Consider the following 18,984-nt stretch of genomic DNA (forward strand, 5'->3'; position numbering starts at 1 on the left):
CTAAAAAGACATTCCTAAAATGAAGCCAGTAAGCTTTATTCTGAGAATGTCTTTTTAAAAATCATTTTGAGTACGGGTCTTTATTCTTTTCATAATGGCTACCAAATATTTTATTTTCACAATCATTTTAAAGTCACTTATGATACCATTGTAAGTATTGTGAACCGTTTTCAAAAAGTAGGAAGGTGAAATTCATGGCTACCAAGAGACAAAAAACAAATCGTGAAAAGGTAATTGAATGTCTTAGCACATTAAGTAAGAGCATTTTTAATACCGATGCGTTAGGTGTTTCGGCAAATGACATCGCTAAACAGATTGATATTCAACGCAGTACTGTCAGTTTGTATTTGAATGAGCTCGTCCGCAATGGGGATGCCATAAAAGTTAACACGCGACCTGTCTACTTTTTGGATGAAAAGATCTATCAAGCTAATAAGTCTGAATTCGATCAAGTTACTCAATATATTCAAAGGAACGATAATGATGTCATTCAAGATCCGTTTGGTGAATTAGTAGGTAGTGAAGGAAGCTTAAAGGATGTTGTTGATCAAATAAAATCCGCCGTTATTTATCCGCCACGAGGTTTACCAACGTTGCTAGTCGGTGAGTCAGGAGTAGGAAAAAGCTTCATTGCCCAGCTTGCTTACCAATTTGCTAGGCAAAAAAAATTGGTTACTGGTAAATGGGTGGTTTTGAACTGTGCTGAGTATGCAGACAACCCAGAGCTTCTTTCCAGTATTTTGTTTGGAAGTGTTAAAGGCGCCTTTACCGGAGCTGACAGTACAAAGGATGGCTTATTAAAAGAAGCTGAAGACGGTTATTTATTTCTAGATGAAGTGCACCGCCTTAATCCGGAAAACCAAGAAAAACTTTTTCAATACATGGATAAAGGAACCTATCGCCGAGTTGGCGAAACCGGAAGTGTGCAAAAATCAAATGCTCGTTTAATTTTCGCGACGACTGAAAAGAGAAATACAGATTTTCTTCAAACTTTCTTAAGGAGAATTCCTCTGGTGATTCAAATCCCAGATTTTCAAGAACGTACGCGCAAAGAACGAATTGATCTTATCACAATGTTGTTTTTTAAAGAATCTCAAACTATTCAACGTAATTTGTGGATTACGTCAGAAGTTGTTCAGATTTTAATACAAAATGTGAATGAAGGAAATGTAGGTAAATTAGCCAGTATTGCTAAGCTGGCTTGTGCCGAAGCACTTCTACATACACCTCCAAACGTGGATAACATTGATATTAAACTTGATAGTTTACCCAATGATTTTTTGAAAACTATTAATATTAATAATATATCGATGACGAAAAATTATGAAATTCAAATTCATTTTAAATCGCAACATATAAAGAGCCGAAATACGATTGAACGTGATCAGCTTTATCAGTTTTTGAATGAATTTATAAAAATATCAATGGCGTTTAGCATAAACAAAATCACTGAAACTCACTATTATAAACAAGTTGGTGAGATTGAAAATCAAATTATCGATTATATTTCTTTCGATTTGCGCAAGACTAAGGCAAATGCCTTCTCGGAATATTTAGAACAGACATTAAAAAGCATTTTATCCAATCTGTATATAAATATTGGAATTACGCAATTTAATAGTAGTGCTAATTTATTAACAAAATTAATCATTTATATCAATGATTACGAAGATGATCAAGAGGTTGATGAACTGAATGAAACGATACTGATTCTTAAACAAAAATTTCCAGATGAGATTCAATTAGCGGGTAGAATTGTGAATGCGGTTAAAAACCAATTCAATATTCATAGTGTTGTGCTATATCAGGCATTTGTATTTTCGTTCATTTATTCTCAAAATCAAAAAATGATTGATCGAGAAAATAATGCCATTATTATTACACATGGCTATTCAACGGCCGAAAGCTTGGCCTCTACAGTTAACCGATTATTAGGAAGTTATATTTATGAAAGCTTTGATATGCCACTTGATGCGAGTGTTGATGATATTGTTAGGGAGATAAGAGCTTACTTTAAAACAATTGATATAACAAAGCCGCTTATTATCTTAGTTGATATGGGATCTTTAAAAAATTTAGATGAACGCTTAAAGAAGATTTATCAGGGATCAATTGCCATTATTTCTGGTGTTTCTACTGAAATTGCTTTGGACATTGGTAATAAAATCCTTCAAAATAACATCGATAAATTAGCATTACAACAAAGTACGAAGGATGGGACTCCTAAACTGACTGTTATTGAACCAGCTAAACAAGAAAATGTGATTTTGACAACTTGCATTACTGGTATTGGCGCCGCAAAGTATTTACAAGATTTGCTTCGGGAAAATACGAATGGCAAAATCAAGGTTATTTCTAAAGACTTTTACGAACTAAAGAAAAACGGAATTAAAGATCCGATTTTTAGTAAATATCACGTAAAAATTATCATTGGAACAGATGACCCTTGTATTACTGAGGTTCCTTATCTATCAGTCGAAGGGCTAATTAATCGTGATATTGGCGATCCGGTATTTATGACTGCATTTCCAAGTGAATTTACTTCTGAAAACTTAGCTGACATGAATAGTAGTGTGGTTCGTGCATTTACAATCGACAATATTGCTAATAATATGGCTACTTTGGATCCAACAGTCACAGTTAAGCAAGTGGAAAATTGCGTAACAAAATTGGAGCGTAGCCTAGGCACAAAAATGGGTGTGTATTTAAAAATTAGTTTATACATGCATTTATGTTTCATGTTTGAACGGGTAGTTCAGGGGGAACCCAATCTGGATTATCATAATGTGAGGAAATTTAAACAGTGTTATGGACACTTCATTGAAATTACAAAAGATGCGCTTAGTGATATGCAACACTATTATAGTGTTAAGATTCCAGATTCAGAAATTGGATTTATTTTTGATATTTTAAAAAATCGTGTTGATTTATCTAACATAGAATAGCTGAAAGCGTGGGATTTGTGTAGCTTTTAAGAAAGGGCTTACACTGATTGGCACGCTTTTTGCATATATAAAGGTGAGGACAAAAAATGAGTGAACAACAAAAAAAGATAGTTTTTCGAGTAGATAATCGTTTGGTACATGGTCAGATTGCGGTTAATTGGAAACAAGCTTATCAGTTTAGTGCAATTATTGTTCCAGATAACCAATTAGCACAAGACAAATTGAACCAAACTCTAATGAAGATGGCTATAAGAGCTGCCAATTTGAAAGGATACTTTGTCAGTGTTGACGAAGCACCAGATATCATAAAAAAGCTCACAGTTGTTCATCAAAGTCTTTTAACTGAGCATCGGACAAAAGATTCAATTTTTGTCGTTTGTCGTACACCATCAGTGGTGAGGAAAATAGTTGAAGGAGGGGTAAAAGCTGATTCAGTAACTCTATGGAATATGTTTAAACAACCTGGGAAAAAGAAAGTCTCTGGAGTTGTTTACATGGACGAATCAGACATAGAGGATGTAAGAGCTATTGAGAATACAGGAGTATCAGTAACGATTCAGGAAACACCATATTCCAAAAAAATTACCGTACCAAAAAAAATTTAGAGGAGTGAAGAAATTATGCCAGTAGTATTAGCAAGGGTTGATCAGCGTTTGATCCATGGACTTATTGTTAACCAGTGGGCGCAGTCATTGAAGGCAAAAAGATTTATGGTTGTTGATGATGTTGTAAGTCAAAATGAAGAATTAAAGGCAAGTATGCGAATGTCCAAACCCGCTGGAACGGGTATGTCAATTATTAATACAGAAAAGGCAATCACAAATTTCAAAAACGGAAACTATGATGCACAACGTGTCTTTATTCTTGTAAAGGAACCAAGTAAATTGTTGGAGTTGATCGATGCAGGAATCGAAATTCCCAAGGTCAATCTTGGTATTATGTTTGCCGAAGATGGTAGAATACCGGTTACTAAATTTATTGCATTAAATGATAAAGAAAAGGCGGATATTAAAAAAATTCAGGACAGAGGCATTCCGGTCACTGTCCAATATGTACCCGTTGATCCTGAAGAAAATGTTACTAAGTATCTTAAATAAAAGGGGTGGAGTTTTATGCAGTTACTTCAAGATTGTTTAATTATCCTATTGGCTGCTTGGATGTGCATTGATCAAAATGGTTTAGTTGTAGTTTCATACTTCCCGGTAATTGTTGGGTTTATTACTGGATTGATTATGGGAGATATTACAACTGCAATGTATATTGCTGGTACTTTTGAATTAATGCAATTAGGCGTTGCAAACCTAGGTGGTTCATCGATGCCTAACTATGGTTTGGCTACAATTATTGGTGCTTTCTTAGCAATTCGTACTGGTACTGGTGTAAAAACTGGTATTGCTGTAGGATTACCAGTTGGTATGTTAGCCATTCAGCTTGATGTATTGATCAAAATCATTAACCAATTTATCCAGCGTAGAATGGAACGCTTAAACCATGAACATAACTGGAAAGCAATGTTACGTCAGCCTTGGTATGGCGTTGGACTTTTTGGACTTGAAACAGGAATTCCAACTGTAATTTTAGTATTTTTAGGCCCTACAGCGGTTAAAGAAATTTTGAAATGGTTACCAGCTTGGTTTACAAATGGATTAACCATTGCCGGTGGATTATTACCTGTTGTTGGTGTTGCCATGCTGTTACATTATATGCCAACAAAGAAATTCTTTACTTTTCTAGTCATTGGGTTCGTGCTTACTGCTTATCTAAAAGTTCCAATTTTAGGCCTTGCTTTAATTGGATTTGCATGCGCTTACTATTACTTTAATTCAGAAATGAAAAAAGCCGATGAAAAACAAGAAGTAAAAGCAGCTGGTGCAACAAATGATCAGGGAGATGATTATGATGAGTGAAAAAGAAAATAAAACTGTAATTACAAAACATGATTTACGAAAAATGGGTGTCCGTTGGTGCTTTATGGGTGTTAATGCATTTAATTACGAGACTCAAGAAGGACCCGGATACACGTATGCGGTTGCCCCAGCACTTCGTAAGATTTATCCAAATGATGACGATTATGAACACGCACTTGCAAATCACTTAAATTATTTCAACACTACAACTGCTATGGCCAACATTTTAATGGGTGCCACAACTGCTATGGAAGAAAAAGAAGGTGTTAAATCACTTGATGCTGTTCAGGCATTGAAGACTTCTTTGATGGGCCCCTTGGCGGGAATTGGAGATACATTAATTTGGGTTTTGTGGCCAACAATTATTGGATCTATTTCCGGATATATGGCTGTTAAAGGTAATCCACTTGGAGCCATCATCTGGTTCTTATGCAATATTGCATTTTTCTTTGGTAAAGTTTGGCTGACAAGTTTAGGATACTTCTCTGGAACTAAATTAATTACTTCTTTAGGGGAAAGAATTTCAATTTTTACTGAATCTGCTTCCATTATGGGCTTAACTGTAGTTGGTGCTTTAGTAGCCAGTGTAGTAAAAGTGACAACGCCAATCACCTTCAAATTTGGAGCTGTTACCATGGGCTTGCAGACAGGTATTTTAGATAAAATCATGCCAGCATTGTTGCCAGTACTTCTTACATGGGTTGTGTATAAGCTTATTGGTAATAAGAAATGGACAATGAACAGAATTATTTTGCTATTAATTGTACTTGCAATGGTTTGTTCGTTCTTCAATATTTTGAAGTAAACTAAGAGTGGAACAAAGGCTTAGCAAATGATTATTCTGACAACGAGAGAGTAATCAATTACTAAAATGGTTGATTTATGTTAACCATTCTTTGTGCCACTTTTTTGATGTAAGGGTCGATCAATCTATAAGAGAAAGAGGATTTTATTATGAAAAGGCATATAGTAATTGCATCACACGGAAAACTAGCAGAAGGCATGACAAAAACACTTGAGTTTATTGCAGGTAAGCAAACACAATTGACCGTCTTAACTGCCTATACAGATAATCAACCCATTGAAAAGCAGGTTGAAGATTTAATGTCCCAATTTGTAGCAGAAGACGAAGTGATTATTTTTACTGACATGCTAGCGGGAAGTGTTAATCAGAAATTTTTCCCTTATAGATCAAGGCCTCATACTCAGATTGTTACTGGTATGAATTTACCAGTCATTTTGGCAGCCACCATGGAACCTGCAGATAAGTATTTAACTCCAGAAAAAATGCGCGAATTAATCCAACAAGCTAGAGAGCAGCTTGTGTATGTGAATGATATAAGCGTTGAGGATGATGACGATGATGAATGAGTCGGGCAAATGGTGGCAGAAAAGCGTTGTTTATCAGGTATATCCCAAAAGCTTCAATGATTCAAACAATGATGGGGTTGGAGACTTAAATGGGATCACAGAAAAACTCAGTTATATTAAAGAACTAGGAGCCGATATTATTTGGCTGAATCCAATTTATGATTCACCACACGTCGATAACGGTTATGACATTTCTAATTATCGCAGTATTGATGCAAGCTTGGGAACAATGATGGACTTTGATCAATTGCTAAAAAGGTCCCATGATTTAGGATTAAAAGTAATCTTGGATTTGGTAGTGAATCATACTTCAGATCAACACCCATGGTTTAAAGAAAGTAAGAAATCCAAAAATAGTTCTTATCACGATTATTATATCTGGAAGAATCCAGTTGAGGGACATGAGCCAAACAACTGGGGATCTAGTTTTGGTGGTTCTTCATGGGAGTATGTAAAATCGGTTGGCCAATACTATTTACATTTATTTGCTAAACAACAACCAGATTTAAACTGGGAGAATCCTAAGGTCAGACAAGAAGTATTTGATGTCATGCGTTTCTGGCTAGACAAAGGGATTGATGGTTTCAGAATGGATGTAATTAGTCTGATTTCTAAAAAGCCTGATTTTCCAGATGGCACAATTGTTCAAAAAAAGAAGTTTGGTGATTACTATTATGGGGCTGCAAATGGACCAAGAGTTCATGACTATTTAAAAGAAATGAATAAGGAAGTTTTGAGTCATTATGACGTGGTTACAGTGGGAGAAACACCTCACACTAATGTTGAAGAGGCAGTGAAGTATGTAGACAGAAGACGACAGGAATTAGATATGGTTTTTCACTTTGATCATATGCATCTTGATTATGGTGAATATGGAAAATTTTCTAAGAATCGTTTTAAATTATTGGATTTGAAGGATGTTTTAAGCCGATGGCAAACTGAAATGGCTAAACATCATGGATGGAATAGCTTGTATTGGAGCAACCATGATCAAGCACGGGCCGTATCTCGATTTGGAAATGATGGAAAGTATCGTGTATCCTCCGCTAAGATGTTAGGAACTCTTTTGCATATGATGCAAGGAACCCCATATATCTATGAGGGTGAGGAAATTGGAATGACAAATGTTCACGATGCCAAAATTTCCGATTACAATGATTTGGAAACTTTAGATATTTACAATCGATTTCAAAATGACTATCACTTAACGGAAGAAGAGACAATGAAGGCCATTCACATGAAATCACGTGATAATGCTAGAACACCGATGCAATGGGATGAAAGCAAGAATGCAGGATTTAGTAAAGCGGATAAGACTTGGTTAAAAGTTAATTCGAATTTTCGAAGTATTAATGTCGCACGAGCTAAAGATAATCCAGATTCAGTTTTTTATTACTATCAAAAGTTAATTCAGATTAGACATGATTATCCAATTATAACTACTGGTCAGTATCGATTAATTGATGCTAATAATCCTAATGTTTTTAGTTATGAGCGAATTGGAAATGATAACACGTTACTAGTAATTTGTAGTTTTGCAGAAAAAAAGATTCAGTATAAGGTTCCAGATGATTTAAAGAAGTTGGATCATAAAGTTTTGATTAGTAATGGAGACCAGTATGAATGGGACACAAGTGGAGACGTTGTGTTACAGCCCTATGCTGCAGTGGTTTACCTTATTCAGGGAAAAGAAATGCTTTAATTGGTAAGGAGAATTGGGATGAATTCTGACAATATTGTACAAGACAATAATTATCGTTTTACGGTTCTAACAGATCGATTGATCAGATTGGAATATTCGGATATTAACCAGTTTGAGGATCGCACGACTCAAGTGGTGCAAAATCGTGATTTTGATAAGCCTAAATTTGAAGTTTTTAAGAATCGAAAAAATCATCAGATTGAGATAGTTACTAAGTTTATTCATCTTTATTATGATGGTGGAAAATTTTCTCCAGCAACTTTGTATATTGATGCTGCCTACAACTATGGGACTTATATGAGTCGGTGGTATTTCGGAGAAAAAATTGAGAAGAATTTAAAGGGGACTGCACGAACGCTGGACAAGGCGGATGGTGAGATTCCTTTAGAAGATGGATTAATGGCTAAAGACGGGTTCTCTTATTTAGATGATTCTAAGTCGTTCATTCTTTCTGATGATAAGTTTCAAGTCAGAGAAAACCCTGAATTAGATTATTACTATTTTGCCTATGGTCATGATTTTGAAGGAGCTTTAAAAGATTATTATAAATTGACTGGTAAAACACCATTGATTCCGCGTTATGCCTTAGGAAATTGGTGGAGTCGTTACTGGCCATATACACAGGATGAATATAAATCTTTGTTTGAGCGGTTTAATAAGGAAAAAGTTCCCATTTCTGTGGCAGTGATGGACATGGATTGGCATTTAGTTCATGATGTGCCTGCTCGATTTGGAAGTGGCTGGACTGGCTATACCTGGAACAAGAAACTATTGCCAAATCATAAGAAGTTGATTAATTGGTTACACGAACAGGGCAAACACGTAACGGTCAACGACCATCCAGCTGCCGGGGTTCGTGCGTTTGAAGGTTCATATTCCGATGTTGCAAGACGTTTGGGACTAAATGCTGATAAGGAAGAGCCGGCGTTGTTTGATTTTCAGAACCCAGATTATCGAAAAGCGTATTTTGAGGATGTTCATCGTCCCATTGAAAAAGATGGTATTGATTTTTGGTGGATAGATTGGCAACAAGGACAAAATCGTGGTTCCAAACAAGTTGATCCACTGTGGTTATTAAATCATTATGTTTACCAAGACAATGATCAGCGACATCCTGGAAATGGTTTGACACTTTCTCGTTATGGTGGTCCAGGAAGTCATCGCTACCCGATAGGCTTTTCAGGAGATACTGTTGCAAGTTGGAAATCGTTACAGTTTCAACCTTATTTCACAGCAACAGCTTCCAACATTGGCTACACTTGGTGGAGCCACGACATCGGCGGCCATATGAAAGGTGCTTATGATAGTGAATTAACGTTACGTTGGATGCAATTTGGTGTGTTTAGTCCAATTAATCGTCTGCATAGTTCCGAAAATCCGTTTATGGGAAAGGAACCGTGGAATTACGATGAGAACGCTCGTCAATCCATGACCAAATTTTTAAGACTTCGGAGTTCTTTAGTTCCATATTTGGATACGGCTAATTATTTAACTCATAAGAATGGCATTCCGCTAGTTGAACCTGTTTATTACAAAAATCCCGATGAAAAGGCTGCCTATACAGTTCAAAATCAATATTATTTTGGTAGTGAAATGATGGTCGCACCAATTACACAACCGGCTGATGATATAACATTTGAAGGAGAAACAACAGCTTGGTTACCAGAAGGGGACTGGTTTGATTTCTTTACTGGCGTTAAATATATCGGCGACACATACGTGAATATTCATCGATCAGGAAAGGACTATCCGGTTTTTATAAAAGCTGGAGGAATTGTTCCTTTAAACGCAAATTATATGGAAGATATTGAACAATTGCCAGAAAAATTAGACGTTCGAGTTTACCCAGGTGCTGAAAATCAATTTACTTTGTTCGAACATCAAGGTACTTCGGTCGCTAAAACTAAGTTTGAATTTGATGGTGAATCACACTTAAAGATACAAGTTGAAGATTCAGATCAGATTTTGCCGGAGAAACGTGAACTGAATATTTTGGCCTGTGGAAACGTGGCAAATCTAGACTGTTCAACTAAGAAAGTTATGTTAACAAATCAAAATAACTCTAAGACAGTTGATTTGAATTTCAAAAACGATAAAGAGTTAGTGACTTCATTGATTTTTGAAAAGCTACAACATGCAAAAGTTAGTTTTGATCTCAAAAGCGAAATTTGGAAAGTTGTCAATAGTCAAAAAACGCCAGAACAAATTATTAGTTATCTGAACACTTTGGATAATCAAAATTTGGCTAAGATGTTGATTGAACTAGTGGCTGCGTAAAAAAAATCCAAAACTAAAAAGACTATTTACAATGGAAGATTCCGTTGTAAATAGCCTTTTTCCGTTACAAAATGCTAGTCCTTTTTAAATCCTACTTGATCTGGTAAATCTGGAGTTCCATACATTTTTGGTGTGACCGGTTTTAAGTTAGGGGCACTGGCTTCGGGTTTAGGATCCTTGACCCATTTAAATTTACCTTCACCGTCTAAAGCTTCCCCTTTTGCCCAGTTTCCATCTTGGCTTTCTTCACCCTCTGATAAATTGTAAAAATCATAAGCAATGTCAAAACGTTCCTTGTCACGTGGAAAAGTGGTTGGGACTAAGATTCCGCCTTCTTTTTCTTCAAGTTCTTTTACAGCAGTCATCCATAAATTCTGATGATAACTATCACGAGCGAGGAGAACAGACAGTAACTCGCGAACGCCTTTGTCTTCGATCATTTCGTAAATTCTGGCGACCTGCAATCTACCTTGAGATTCGGCATTAAGATTAGCCCGAAAATCAGCAAGTAAATTACCACTTGCAATAATATACGCACCACTCCAAGGGTTACCAACGCTATCAGCGGGGCGTGGACCTAATCCCGCCACAATCGCATGTTGGGGGTTCATCCCTGATATGATCGCTTTCACAGTCGGATCTTGTTTCATGACCTCTTCTTGTTGAATGATAGGAGCGTCTTCAAGCAAGCGGGCAACCATTGTGGCCAACATTTCAACATGGCCCAATTCCTCGGTTGCCACATCCATAATCATATCTTTATATTTTTCTTCTCCGCGGCAACTCCACCCCTGAAACAAGTACTGCATTGCGACACTCATCTCACCATATTGCCCACCAATTAATTCCTGAATATATTTAGCATATAACGGGTTAGGCGCATCTGGTTTAGCTTCGAACTGTAATTCTTTTTTGTGATTAAACATTATTAAGTCGCCTCCTTAATACCAATATCTAATAATTACAATTAGATATCAAATTTAATGAATAAAAAATTTTAAACGCTCAAGGTTTTCCGACAAATAAAAATCTCGACAGTTTTGTTTTTACCCAATGACTACTGAATTTTTGTTTTACATCAAACAAAATTAATTTAAAAAAATGGGTATTTAATAATTGTAAACTTAAAATATATACATACAAAGTATTTACTAAAGTTCTCGAAAGTATGTATAATATAAATATTAGGAGGAAAGATATGCCTAAACGGCCAAAACAGCTTGAAAAAGAAATCTTAAAAGCTGGATTTGTTCGCCAAAAAGGAAGAGGGAAGGGCGGACATCGAAGATATAAACACCCAGATGGCCGAACTACCGAAATACCGTTTCACGATAAAGAACTGAGAAAAGGTACTGAAGAAGCGATTAGAAAACAAGCGGGGTTAAAATGAAACTCATTGGCATATCTAAACAGAAAATGAATAAAGTAATGTATCCGGTAATTATTTCAGAACGTAATGATGATGGCCATTATTTTGTTGCGACTTCACCAAATATACCAGGGATGGTCACTCAAGGTGATACGTTCTCGAATGCGGCCTACTGGGCGGAAGACGCCATTGCCACAATGTTGGACGGTGAAACAATTTATCCTAAAGTGCAGGATCCAAGCAACTGGAAACTAGCAGCAAATGAACGCCTTGTATACATCACCGTTGACATGAATAAGTGGCTTAAAAAGAACGCCAAAACAATTAAGAAAACGATCACCGTCCCCGAGTATTTAAGTAAAATGGCAAATGAGCAAAATATCAATGTTTCAAAAGTGGCAAGTGATGCGCTCAAGAAAATTTTAGGTGTTTAAGGTTTTCTGATAAATAAAAATCTCGACAGTTTCGTGTGATTTAACACACAAGAGGCTATCGAGATTTTTAAATTAAATTGCTTTTTCGAGTTTTGCGTACCAATTTTTACTTACAAATGCGGTCCAAACTAGTGCTGCGAAGCTTGGCCGATGTCGATGGTGCTTGCGTTTGATTGTGGGGTTTATAGCTGTGTTTACGTCTTGCATAAGTTATCTCCCTTCATGAATTACAAAAGTTAATTGGTGATTTAGTTGATAGTTTCTTGGGACGCTAGATCGAAGAAATGCGCGCGACTCATATCAAATGCCAATTGAATTTTTTCATCAGGTCGATGACTATTTTGTGCATTCACCTTAGCAACGAATTCATGCGGTCCTGCCATAACGTAAAGCATGGATTCTACACCTAGCAATTCTGATACCCCTACTTTTACATCGACCTGTGCGCCAGCAAACTTTTGCAAAAGGATTTGATCTGTGTGAATGTTTTCAGCGCGGATCCCCAGTGTGATTGTTTTTTGATCGTAGCCTTTGTCGCGTAAGATGGCCAGCTTGTCTGGCGGTACCTGAACATCAAGTTTCTTATCTAAAGTACTGACTTTATCATCGTGCAATTGAACTTCAAAAAAATTCATTGAAGGGGATCCCATGAAACCGGCCACAAATTTATTGACCGGTTGGTTGTAAAGCTCAGAGGGAGTTCCAACCTGTTGAATGGTCCCCTGTTTTGTTAAAACGATTCGATCCGCCATCGTCATTGCTTCAACTTGATCGTGAGTCACATAAATCATATTGGTTTTTAAACGCTGATGTAGTTGCGCAATTTGGGCACGCATAGAGACCCGTAATTTTGCATCCAAATTAGATAGAGGCTCATCAAGCAAAAACAGTTTGGCTTTGCGGACAATTGCCCGACCTAAGGCAACGTGTTGTCTTTGTCCACCAGATAGGGCGGCTGGTTTACGGGTTAAAAAATCCTCCAGGCCGAGTATTTCAGCAGCGTTATCAACGCGTTTTTTTATTTCGGCTTTATTGATGTGTTGAATTTTCAAACTAAATGCCATATTGTCATAGACGGTCATATTGGGATACAGTGCGTAATTTTGGAAGACCATGGCGATATCACGGTCTTTTGGGGCAACATCGTTAATGACTTTGCCATCCATTTTGAGTTCGCCGTCTGTAATGTCTTCAAGACAGGCAATCATTCGAATGGTCGTTGATTTACCACATCCGGAAGGACCAACAAAGACAATGAATTCCTGATCTTTAATGTGTAAATTAAAATCAGTGACGGAGTAATTGTCGTTTCCGACATATTGTTTATAAATGTGATCTAAATTGATTTCAACCATTATTTAAGCCTCCTTATTATAAGAATTAACTAATTAATACAAGAAGGATGTCAAAATGAAAGGGTTTCATCAAATAATTTGACTATCAGCACAATAAATTATATTTATAGATAGTCTTGAATATAAAAATTTTGAGAAGCATTTATTATTGCTGAAGGCTTGGTATTTAAACAATTAATTAAATCCCGGAGTTTTGAAAGTATAAATAAAATTGAAAGTGCCGTTACAGAAACGTAATAATTGCGTTTATAAGTTTAGATTTATGTGTGCTCGTTTTTTTGCTTTTTTAGTAATTAGAAATTCAATTATGATATGATAAACCTATATAGAAAAAGAAAGGGGTTTATAAATTGAAACAATTTGAAATTAAATTATCTTATGAAAATGGGCGCGTTATTACGTTCTATCGGGAATTTGCCGATCTCGAAGAAGCAGAAGAGGACGTTTTGGCTCACATTTCCTCTGGCTCAACAATTAAATTCAACGAAGCTGGAGCAGTTGGCATGCTGTCATTTCGCGGGGCCATTAGCTATTTGATTACGCAAAAAGATCGTCCAAACGATGTTGAGGCAATTACCTGGGACTAGCTCGCAGCTTATAAAAGGGATTAATTAAATGAGCGCAGAAATTTCTGTACAGAGTTTAGAAAACGGTTACAAAAGTATTTTTAAAGAATCACCAGCGCATTTTTACTTTGCACCTGGGCGAATTAACTTAATTGGTGAACATACTGATTACAATGGGGGCCGCGTGTTTCCTTGTGCTATTAGTTTAGGGACCTTCGCAGCCGTGAAACCACGGACAGATAATGAATTTCATTTGTATTCTAAAAATTTCGCTGACCAAGGTGTCCAAGTTTCAACGTTAGAAACCTCTGAAATTCAAGAAAAAGTCGGTAACATGTGGACGAATTATCCAAAAGGCATGTTGCGCTATTTGATGGAAGATGGTGCAAAAATCACCACTGGTTTAAACGTCTACATTGTCGGCAATCTGCCTGATGGCGCTGGGTTATCATCTTCAGCTTCCTTAGAGATGTTATTTGGCAAGATTTTCCAAGATGAATTTCAGTTACAAGTAGATCCGATTGATATGGTGAAAACTGGTGTGAAAGTTGAAAATCAGTTTATTGGCCTTAATTCTGGCATTATGGATCAATTTGCTGTAGAAATGGGCAAAAAAGATAACGCCGTGTTGTTGGATACCAATACCCTTAAATATGAACATGTGCCTTTGAAACTGGGCAATCATGTCATCATTATCATGAATACCAATAAACGGCGGGAGCTGGCAGATTCAAAATATAATGAGCACCGCCAACAATGTGACGAAGCCTTGAAACAATTGCAGACTGGCGTTGATACGCCAACTTTAGGTGCCTTGGATAAAGAAACATTTGATGAGTATGCTTACTTAATTCAAAGCGAACCGCTCCTCAAGCGGGCCCGCCATGCCGTTTTCGAAAATCAACGAGTTGGCGAAGCAATGACTGCTTTAAGGGATCAGGACTTGGCTAAATTTGGCCGTTTGGTGAATGCTTCTCACGTTTCTCTTCAATACGACTTTGATGTTACCGGTAAAGAACTTGATACTTTGGCTCACACAGCTTGGCAGCAACTTGGCGTTCTTGGCGCCCGTATGATTGGTGGCGGCTACGGTGGTTGTGCGATTGCCATCGTGGAAAAAGATCAAGTGGCTGCTTTTGAAGCCGAAGTTGGTAAAGTTTACAAAGAAAAAATTGGGTATGCGGCCGATTTCTATGTGGCTGAGATTGCCGACGGACCCACTCAATTACGAAGAGGTAAGTAAGAGTGAAAAATGAACCTAAATTAGTCGATCAATTTGTGGATGAAATCCTGAAAAGGGGTACCTATCATGAATTGGACCGGCGCTATTTGATTAACCGAATTTTTGCGTTGGTCGGTGAACAGTCATTGACGTCTAAACAAACCGCCGTTGATTTGTTGCAGCTGCATGATTTGTTGATTGAAACGGCCATCCAAAATGGCAAGATTCAAGATAACCCAACGGAACGGGAAATTTTAGGTGCTGATCTTATGGACTTCGTGACCCCAACGCCTTATCAAGTAAATACTAAGTTTTGGGATCTGTATCAAAAAAGCCCGCAGTCGGCGACGGGTTACTTTTATAAGTTAAGTCGTGAAAATGATTATATTAAAACACGGGCAATCGCCAAGAATATTGAGTTTCCAGTGCCAACTGACTATGGCAAATTGGAAATTACAATTAATTTATCTAAACCAGAAAAGGATCCACGGGCGATTGCGTTGGCTCAAACGACGGTTTCAACGAGTTATCCGCAGTGTCAGTTGTGCATGGAAAATGAAGGTTACGAGGGCCGAGTCGGCTATCCAGCACGCGGCAATCACCGAATTGTGCGCATGCAATTGGATGGAGAAACGTGGGGCTTTCAGTATTCGCCGTACGCTTATTTTGCGGAGCACTGCATCTTTATTTCAGATGAGCATCGGCCAATGCACATTGATCGGCCTACCTTTCAGAACTTAATGGCGATTGTAAAATACTTTCCAGATTATTTTGTCGGTAGCAATGCGGATCTCCCAATTGTGGGCGGTTCGATGCTGAGTCACGATCATTATCAAGGTGGTAAGCACGAGTTTCCAATGGCGGTAGCGGCAGTTGAAACACCGTTTGAATTGACAGGGTTTGCGAATGTTTCGGCCGGTATTGTGAAATGGCCGATGTCGGTGATTCGCCTGAAGAGTGGGTCAGAATCGAGTTTAGTGGATGCGGCAACCAAAATTTTAAGAGTTTGGCAGGAATATGACGATCCTAAACGTGATATTCGGCATGAAACTGAGGGGGTGCAGCATCACACCATTACCCCGATTGTCCGAAAACGCGCGGGGCGATTTGAGATGGATTTGGTGTTGCGAGATAATCAAACGTCAAAACAATACCCAGACGGAATCTTTCATCCGCATCAAGATGTGCAACACATCAAAAAAGAAAATATCGGTCTGATTGAGGTTATGGGGCGAGCTATTTTGCCGGCGCGCCTGAAGAACGAATTGCAGGAAGTGGAACGCTACTTGTTAAACCAACCGAACGAAATGAAAGCTTACCATCAAAAATGGGCTGATCATTTAAAATCCAAACACGATTTCACGACGGCTAATGTCGAACAGATTGTGGATCAAGAAGTGGGGCACGTGTTTTTGCGCGTCTTGGAGGATGCTGGAATTTTCAAGCGCACTTCAGATGGGCAAGCAGGGTTTAAGCAGTTTATTCAAAAAGTTAATGCAACCAACTGAGGTAATTCAGTTAGTAGGTAAAGGCCACATGGAAGTGGTCATTTTTTTGGTGAAAATTGAAAGCCCTTTACTCGTTGAAATACCTAAAAAATGTTAAAATTAGGATGTTAAATAATATGCAATTGGGGGAATTTTAAGATGAGCGAAAGCCGCTTAGATCCAAAACGATTTTCAAAAATATTAGTTGGGGTTGATGATTCCCCAGATGCCCAGTTGGCGTTTCGGTTTGCGATGAACCGCGCCAAACAAGACAATGCCGAACTCGATATTGTATCCATTTTAGAACAGGATGATATCAATATTTATCAGGCATTGAACAAGGATTACATTTTAGACAAACGTGATGAGCTCGAGAAACATTTACAGGGTTATCGCAAAATTGCGGAAGAATTTGGGATTCGCAAGGTTGAAACCTACACTGCTGAAGGTGATGCCGGTGAAACGATTGTAAAAGACGTGATTCCGCATGTTAATCCGGATTTGTTAGTTATTGGTTCTTCTTCTAAGTCCGGAGTTGCCCGCTACTTTGGTAGTCAGGCTTCCTATATGGCAAAGTATTCACCAGTTTCTGTATTGGTTATTCGTTAGTTTAAGAGCGCTTGAATTTTAGTTTGTAAGTAGTTAGAATGATTATTAGAAGCAAATAATTCTAAAAGAAGGCTTAAAATAATGGCAAAGCAAGTTTATAACGATTATTTTTTTGATGAGCCAGCATGGAATACGCATGATGGCGGATATGTGCCGCTTGAAGAGCCGACGACACCGCAACGAAAGCTGCATGTACCAGCAGTTTTGCAGCCTGATAAGGAAACCGACACGGATATGTATTACACCGTGACGGCCGAAGAGGGTGAAACGCAATTATTACCGGGTCCAAAAACGAAAACCTGGGGTTATAACGGCAGTTTGTTAGGTAAAACGATTATCTTCAAACGGGGAAAGACCATTCATATCACGTTGAAAAATGATCTCCATGAACTGACTACCTTTCACTGGCATGGTTTAAATGTGCCAGGGCCATATATTGATGGCGGCTGTCATGCACCTGTTTATCCAGGTGAATCCAGTGACATTGAATTTGTCTGCAATCAGCCAGCGGCAACACTTTGGCTTCATGCGCATCCATGCCCATCGACTGCCCAACAGGTATGGCATGGTTTAGCGACTCCGGTGGTTGTTCAAGACGATGTGGAATCCAAATTACCTTTACCACGTAATTATGGCGTGGACGACTTTCCACTAGTTTTGCAAGACCGCAATTTCCACGAGGATAATCAGTGGGATTATAAGGCAGATTATGATCCCGATGGCGTTCAGGGTAAAACCCCAATGATCAACGGAACGATCAATCCTTATATTGATGTCACGACCCAACGTGTTCGTTTACGTGTGCTGGATGGTGCTAACCGGCGGGAGTTCCGTCTGCATTTTAATGATGACTTGGAGTTTGCCCAAGTAGCTTCTGATGGTGGTATTATGCCAGAGCCGGTCTATTTCACTAAAGTCATGCTGACCTGTGCCGAACGGGATGAGTTTATCGTTGATTTCGGCAAGTATCACGATGGCGATGAAGTGGCGTTAATGTCAGATGATGTGCCGTTGGTTCATTTCCGCATTCACCAATTTGCCAAAGACGAGACAAAGTTGCCAGATCATTTGGTTGATCAACCTAATTTGACCGTTACACCAGGGACCAAAACGCGCCATGTAGTGATGTCTGGGATGGACGAAGAAGTTGCAATTGATGGCAAGAAGTTTAACATGCAACGTATTGATGCGCGTCAAAAAGTTGGTGATGTCGTTTTATGGGATGTGACCAATACCAACGATATGGTGGGGGGCATGATTCATCCTTTCCATATTCACGGAACTCAATTTTTGGTCGTTTCCAGAAATGGGCATGCGCCATATCCAAACGAGCATGGTTGGAAGGATACGGTAAGTGTTAATCCGAATGAACATGTTCAGATTAAAGTGCGATTTGAGTACACCGGTGTCTATATGTATCACTGTCATATTATTGAACACGAAGATGGTGGTATGATGGCGCAGATTGAGTCGTATGATCCAGACCATCCAAAGACCTATAAGTTGATGGATATGGATACTTTGATGAATGCCTTCGCGAAGGAAAACAACATTGAGCCAAAAGATTTGTGGCTTGGTGGCATGGGATCCTATGAAAAAATGGGCATGAAGATGTAAGGCTAAATTCTAAGTAACTAAAGGTTGAAACCACAAAAACTTATCTTGTTGCTTGATACGAAAACGTTCATAGTATCAAAATTAGATTAAATTTCCGTCTTCCAGCAAATTTGGGCTGGAACG

18 protein-coding genes are annotated in these 18,984 nt (G+C 38.1%); 15 read left to right on the plus strand and 3 right to left on the minus strand.

The window, feature by feature from the left end:
- The first annotated feature begins 194 nt into the window (after nucleotides 1-194).
- The 8 genes from PPA04_RS05350 to PPA04_RS05385 all read left to right on the plus strand — a co-directional run bounded on the left by PPA04_RS05350 (nucleotide 195) and on the right by PPA04_RS05385 (nucleotide 10,202).
- On the plus strand, nucleotides 195-2,945 hold the full coding sequence (locus tag PPA04_RS05350; protein ID WP_057783405.1) for a sigma 54-interacting transcriptional regulator: 2,751 nt from the start codon (nucleotides 195-197) through the stop codon (nucleotides 2,943-2,945).
- Between the two features lie 86 nt (nucleotides 2,946-3,031).
- Nucleotides 3,032-3,550, plus strand: coding sequence for a PTS sugar transporter subunit IIB (locus tag PPA04_RS05355; protein ID WP_057783403.1), 519 nt, complete (start codon nucleotides 3,032-3,034; stop codon nucleotides 3,548-3,550).
- Nucleotides 3,551-3,565: 15 nt separating this feature from the next.
- Nucleotides 3,566-4,042 carry a PTS sugar transporter subunit IIB gene (locus PPA04_RS05360; protein ID WP_057783401.1) on the plus strand — a complete coding sequence of 159 codons (477 nt, stop codon included), beginning with the start codon at nucleotides 3,566-3,568 and terminating at the stop codon, nucleotides 4,040-4,042.
- 15 nt (nucleotides 4,043-4,057) lie between these two features.
- Nucleotides 4,058-4,852: a PTS mannose/fructose/sorbose/N-acetylgalactosamine transporter subunit IIC gene (locus PPA04_RS05365; RefSeq protein WP_057783399.1), complete on the plus strand. Its 795-nt coding sequence runs from the start codon at nucleotides 4,058-4,060 to the stop codon at nucleotides 4,850-4,852.
- Nucleotides 4,845-5,657 (plus strand): PTS system mannose/fructose/sorbose family transporter subunit IID, encoded by an 813-nt coding sequence (locus PPA04_RS05370; RefSeq protein WP_222591705.1) that lies wholly within the window; start codon nucleotides 4,845-4,847, stop codon nucleotides 5,655-5,657. Before PPA04_RS05365 ends, PPA04_RS05370 begins: the two co-directional genes overlap by 8 nt.
- Before the next feature lie 149 nt (nucleotides 5,658-5,806).
- Nucleotides 5,807-6,223 carry a PTS sugar transporter subunit IIA gene (locus tag PPA04_RS05375; protein ID WP_057783395.1) on the plus strand — a complete coding sequence of 139 codons (417 nt, stop codon included), beginning with the start codon at nucleotides 5,807-5,809 and terminating at the stop codon, nucleotides 6,221-6,223.
- A complete protein-coding gene (locus PPA04_RS05380) occupies nucleotides 6,216-7,925 on the plus strand; it encodes a glycoside hydrolase family 13 protein (RefSeq protein ID WP_057783437.1) in 1,710 nt (569 codons plus the stop codon). Before PPA04_RS05375 ends, PPA04_RS05380 begins: the two co-directional genes overlap by 8 nt.
- Nucleotides 7,926-7,943: 18 nt before the next feature.
- Complete coding sequence (locus PPA04_RS05385) at nucleotides 7,944-10,202, plus strand: glycoside hydrolase family 31 protein (RefSeq protein ID WP_057783393.1); 2,259 nt, start codon at nucleotides 7,944-7,946, stop codon at nucleotides 10,200-10,202.
- Nucleotides 10,203-10,276: 74 nt separating this feature from the next.
- On the opposite strand, the gene PPA04_RS05390 is transcribed toward PPA04_RS05385, so the two are convergent.
- Complete coding sequence (locus tag PPA04_RS05390) at nucleotides 10,277-11,128, minus strand: manganese catalase (RefSeq protein WP_057783391.1); 852 nt, start codon at nucleotides 11,126-11,128, stop codon at nucleotides 10,277-10,279.
- Nucleotides 11,129-11,400: 272 nt separating this feature from the next.
- Here PPA04_RS05390 and PPA04_RS05395 point away from each other — a divergent pair, with 272 nt between their 5' ends.
- Complete coding sequence (locus tag PPA04_RS05395; RefSeq protein WP_057783389.1) at nucleotides 11,401-11,592, plus strand: type II toxin-antitoxin system HicA family toxin; 192 nt, start codon at nucleotides 11,401-11,403, stop codon at nucleotides 11,590-11,592.
- Entirely contained in the window at nucleotides 11,589-12,005 is a 417-nt protein-coding gene (locus PPA04_RS05400; protein WP_057783388.1) for a type II toxin-antitoxin system HicB family antitoxin, read from the plus strand. The genes PPA04_RS05395 and PPA04_RS05400 overlap by 4 nt, the downstream gene beginning before the upstream one ends.
- Before the next feature lie 72 nt (nucleotides 12,006-12,077).
- On the opposite strand, the gene PPA04_RS09815 is transcribed toward PPA04_RS05400, so the two are convergent.
- Nucleotides 12,078-12,212 carry a hypothetical protein gene (locus tag PPA04_RS09815; protein WP_260280947.1) on the minus strand — a complete coding sequence of 45 codons (135 nt, stop codon included), beginning with the start codon at nucleotides 12,210-12,212 and terminating at the stop codon, nucleotides 12,078-12,080.
- Between the two features lie 41 nt (nucleotides 12,213-12,253).
- Nucleotides 12,254-13,360: an ABC transporter ATP-binding protein gene (locus PPA04_RS05405; RefSeq protein ID WP_057783386.1), complete on the minus strand. Its 1,107-nt coding sequence runs from the start codon at nucleotides 13,358-13,360 to the stop codon at nucleotides 12,254-12,256.
- Nucleotides 13,361-13,710: 350 nt separating this feature from the next.
- On the opposite strand from PPA04_RS05405, the gene PPA04_RS05410 reads away from it, so the two are divergent.
- The 5 genes from PPA04_RS05410 (at nucleotide 13,711) to PPA04_RS05430 (ending at nucleotide 18,861) form a co-directional block, all read left to right on the plus strand.
- Nucleotides 13,711-13,947, plus strand: coding sequence for a hypothetical protein (locus PPA04_RS05410; protein ID WP_057783384.1), 237 nt, complete (start codon nucleotides 13,711-13,713; stop codon nucleotides 13,945-13,947).
- 40 nt (nucleotides 13,948-13,987) lie between these two features.
- Nucleotides 13,988-15,169, plus strand: a complete 1,182-nt coding sequence (locus PPA04_RS05415) for a galactokinase (RefSeq protein WP_057783435.1) — start codon at nucleotides 13,988-13,990, stop codon at nucleotides 15,167-15,169.
- Between the two features lie 2 nt (nucleotides 15,170-15,171).
- Nucleotides 15,172-16,656, plus strand: a complete 1,485-nt coding sequence (locus PPA04_RS05420; RefSeq protein ID WP_057783382.1) for a UDP-glucose--hexose-1-phosphate uridylyltransferase — start codon at nucleotides 15,172-15,174, stop codon at nucleotides 16,654-16,656.
- 138 nt (nucleotides 16,657-16,794) lie between these two features.
- Nucleotides 16,795-17,244, plus strand: coding sequence for a universal stress protein (locus tag PPA04_RS05425; RefSeq protein WP_057783380.1), 450 nt, complete (start codon nucleotides 16,795-16,797; stop codon nucleotides 17,242-17,244).
- An 81-nt stretch (nucleotides 17,245-17,325) separates the two neighbouring features.
- Nucleotides 17,326-18,861, plus strand: a complete 1,536-nt coding sequence (locus PPA04_RS05430) for a multicopper oxidase family protein (RefSeq protein ID WP_057783377.1) — start codon at nucleotides 17,326-17,328, stop codon at nucleotides 18,859-18,861.
- Nucleotides 18,862-18,984: the final 123 nt, after the last annotated feature.

The sequence above is a fragment of the Pediococcus parvulus genome (assembly GCF_007990205.1).
Lineage (GTDB): Bacteria > Bacillota > Bacilli > Lactobacillales > Lactobacillaceae > Pediococcus > Pediococcus parvulus.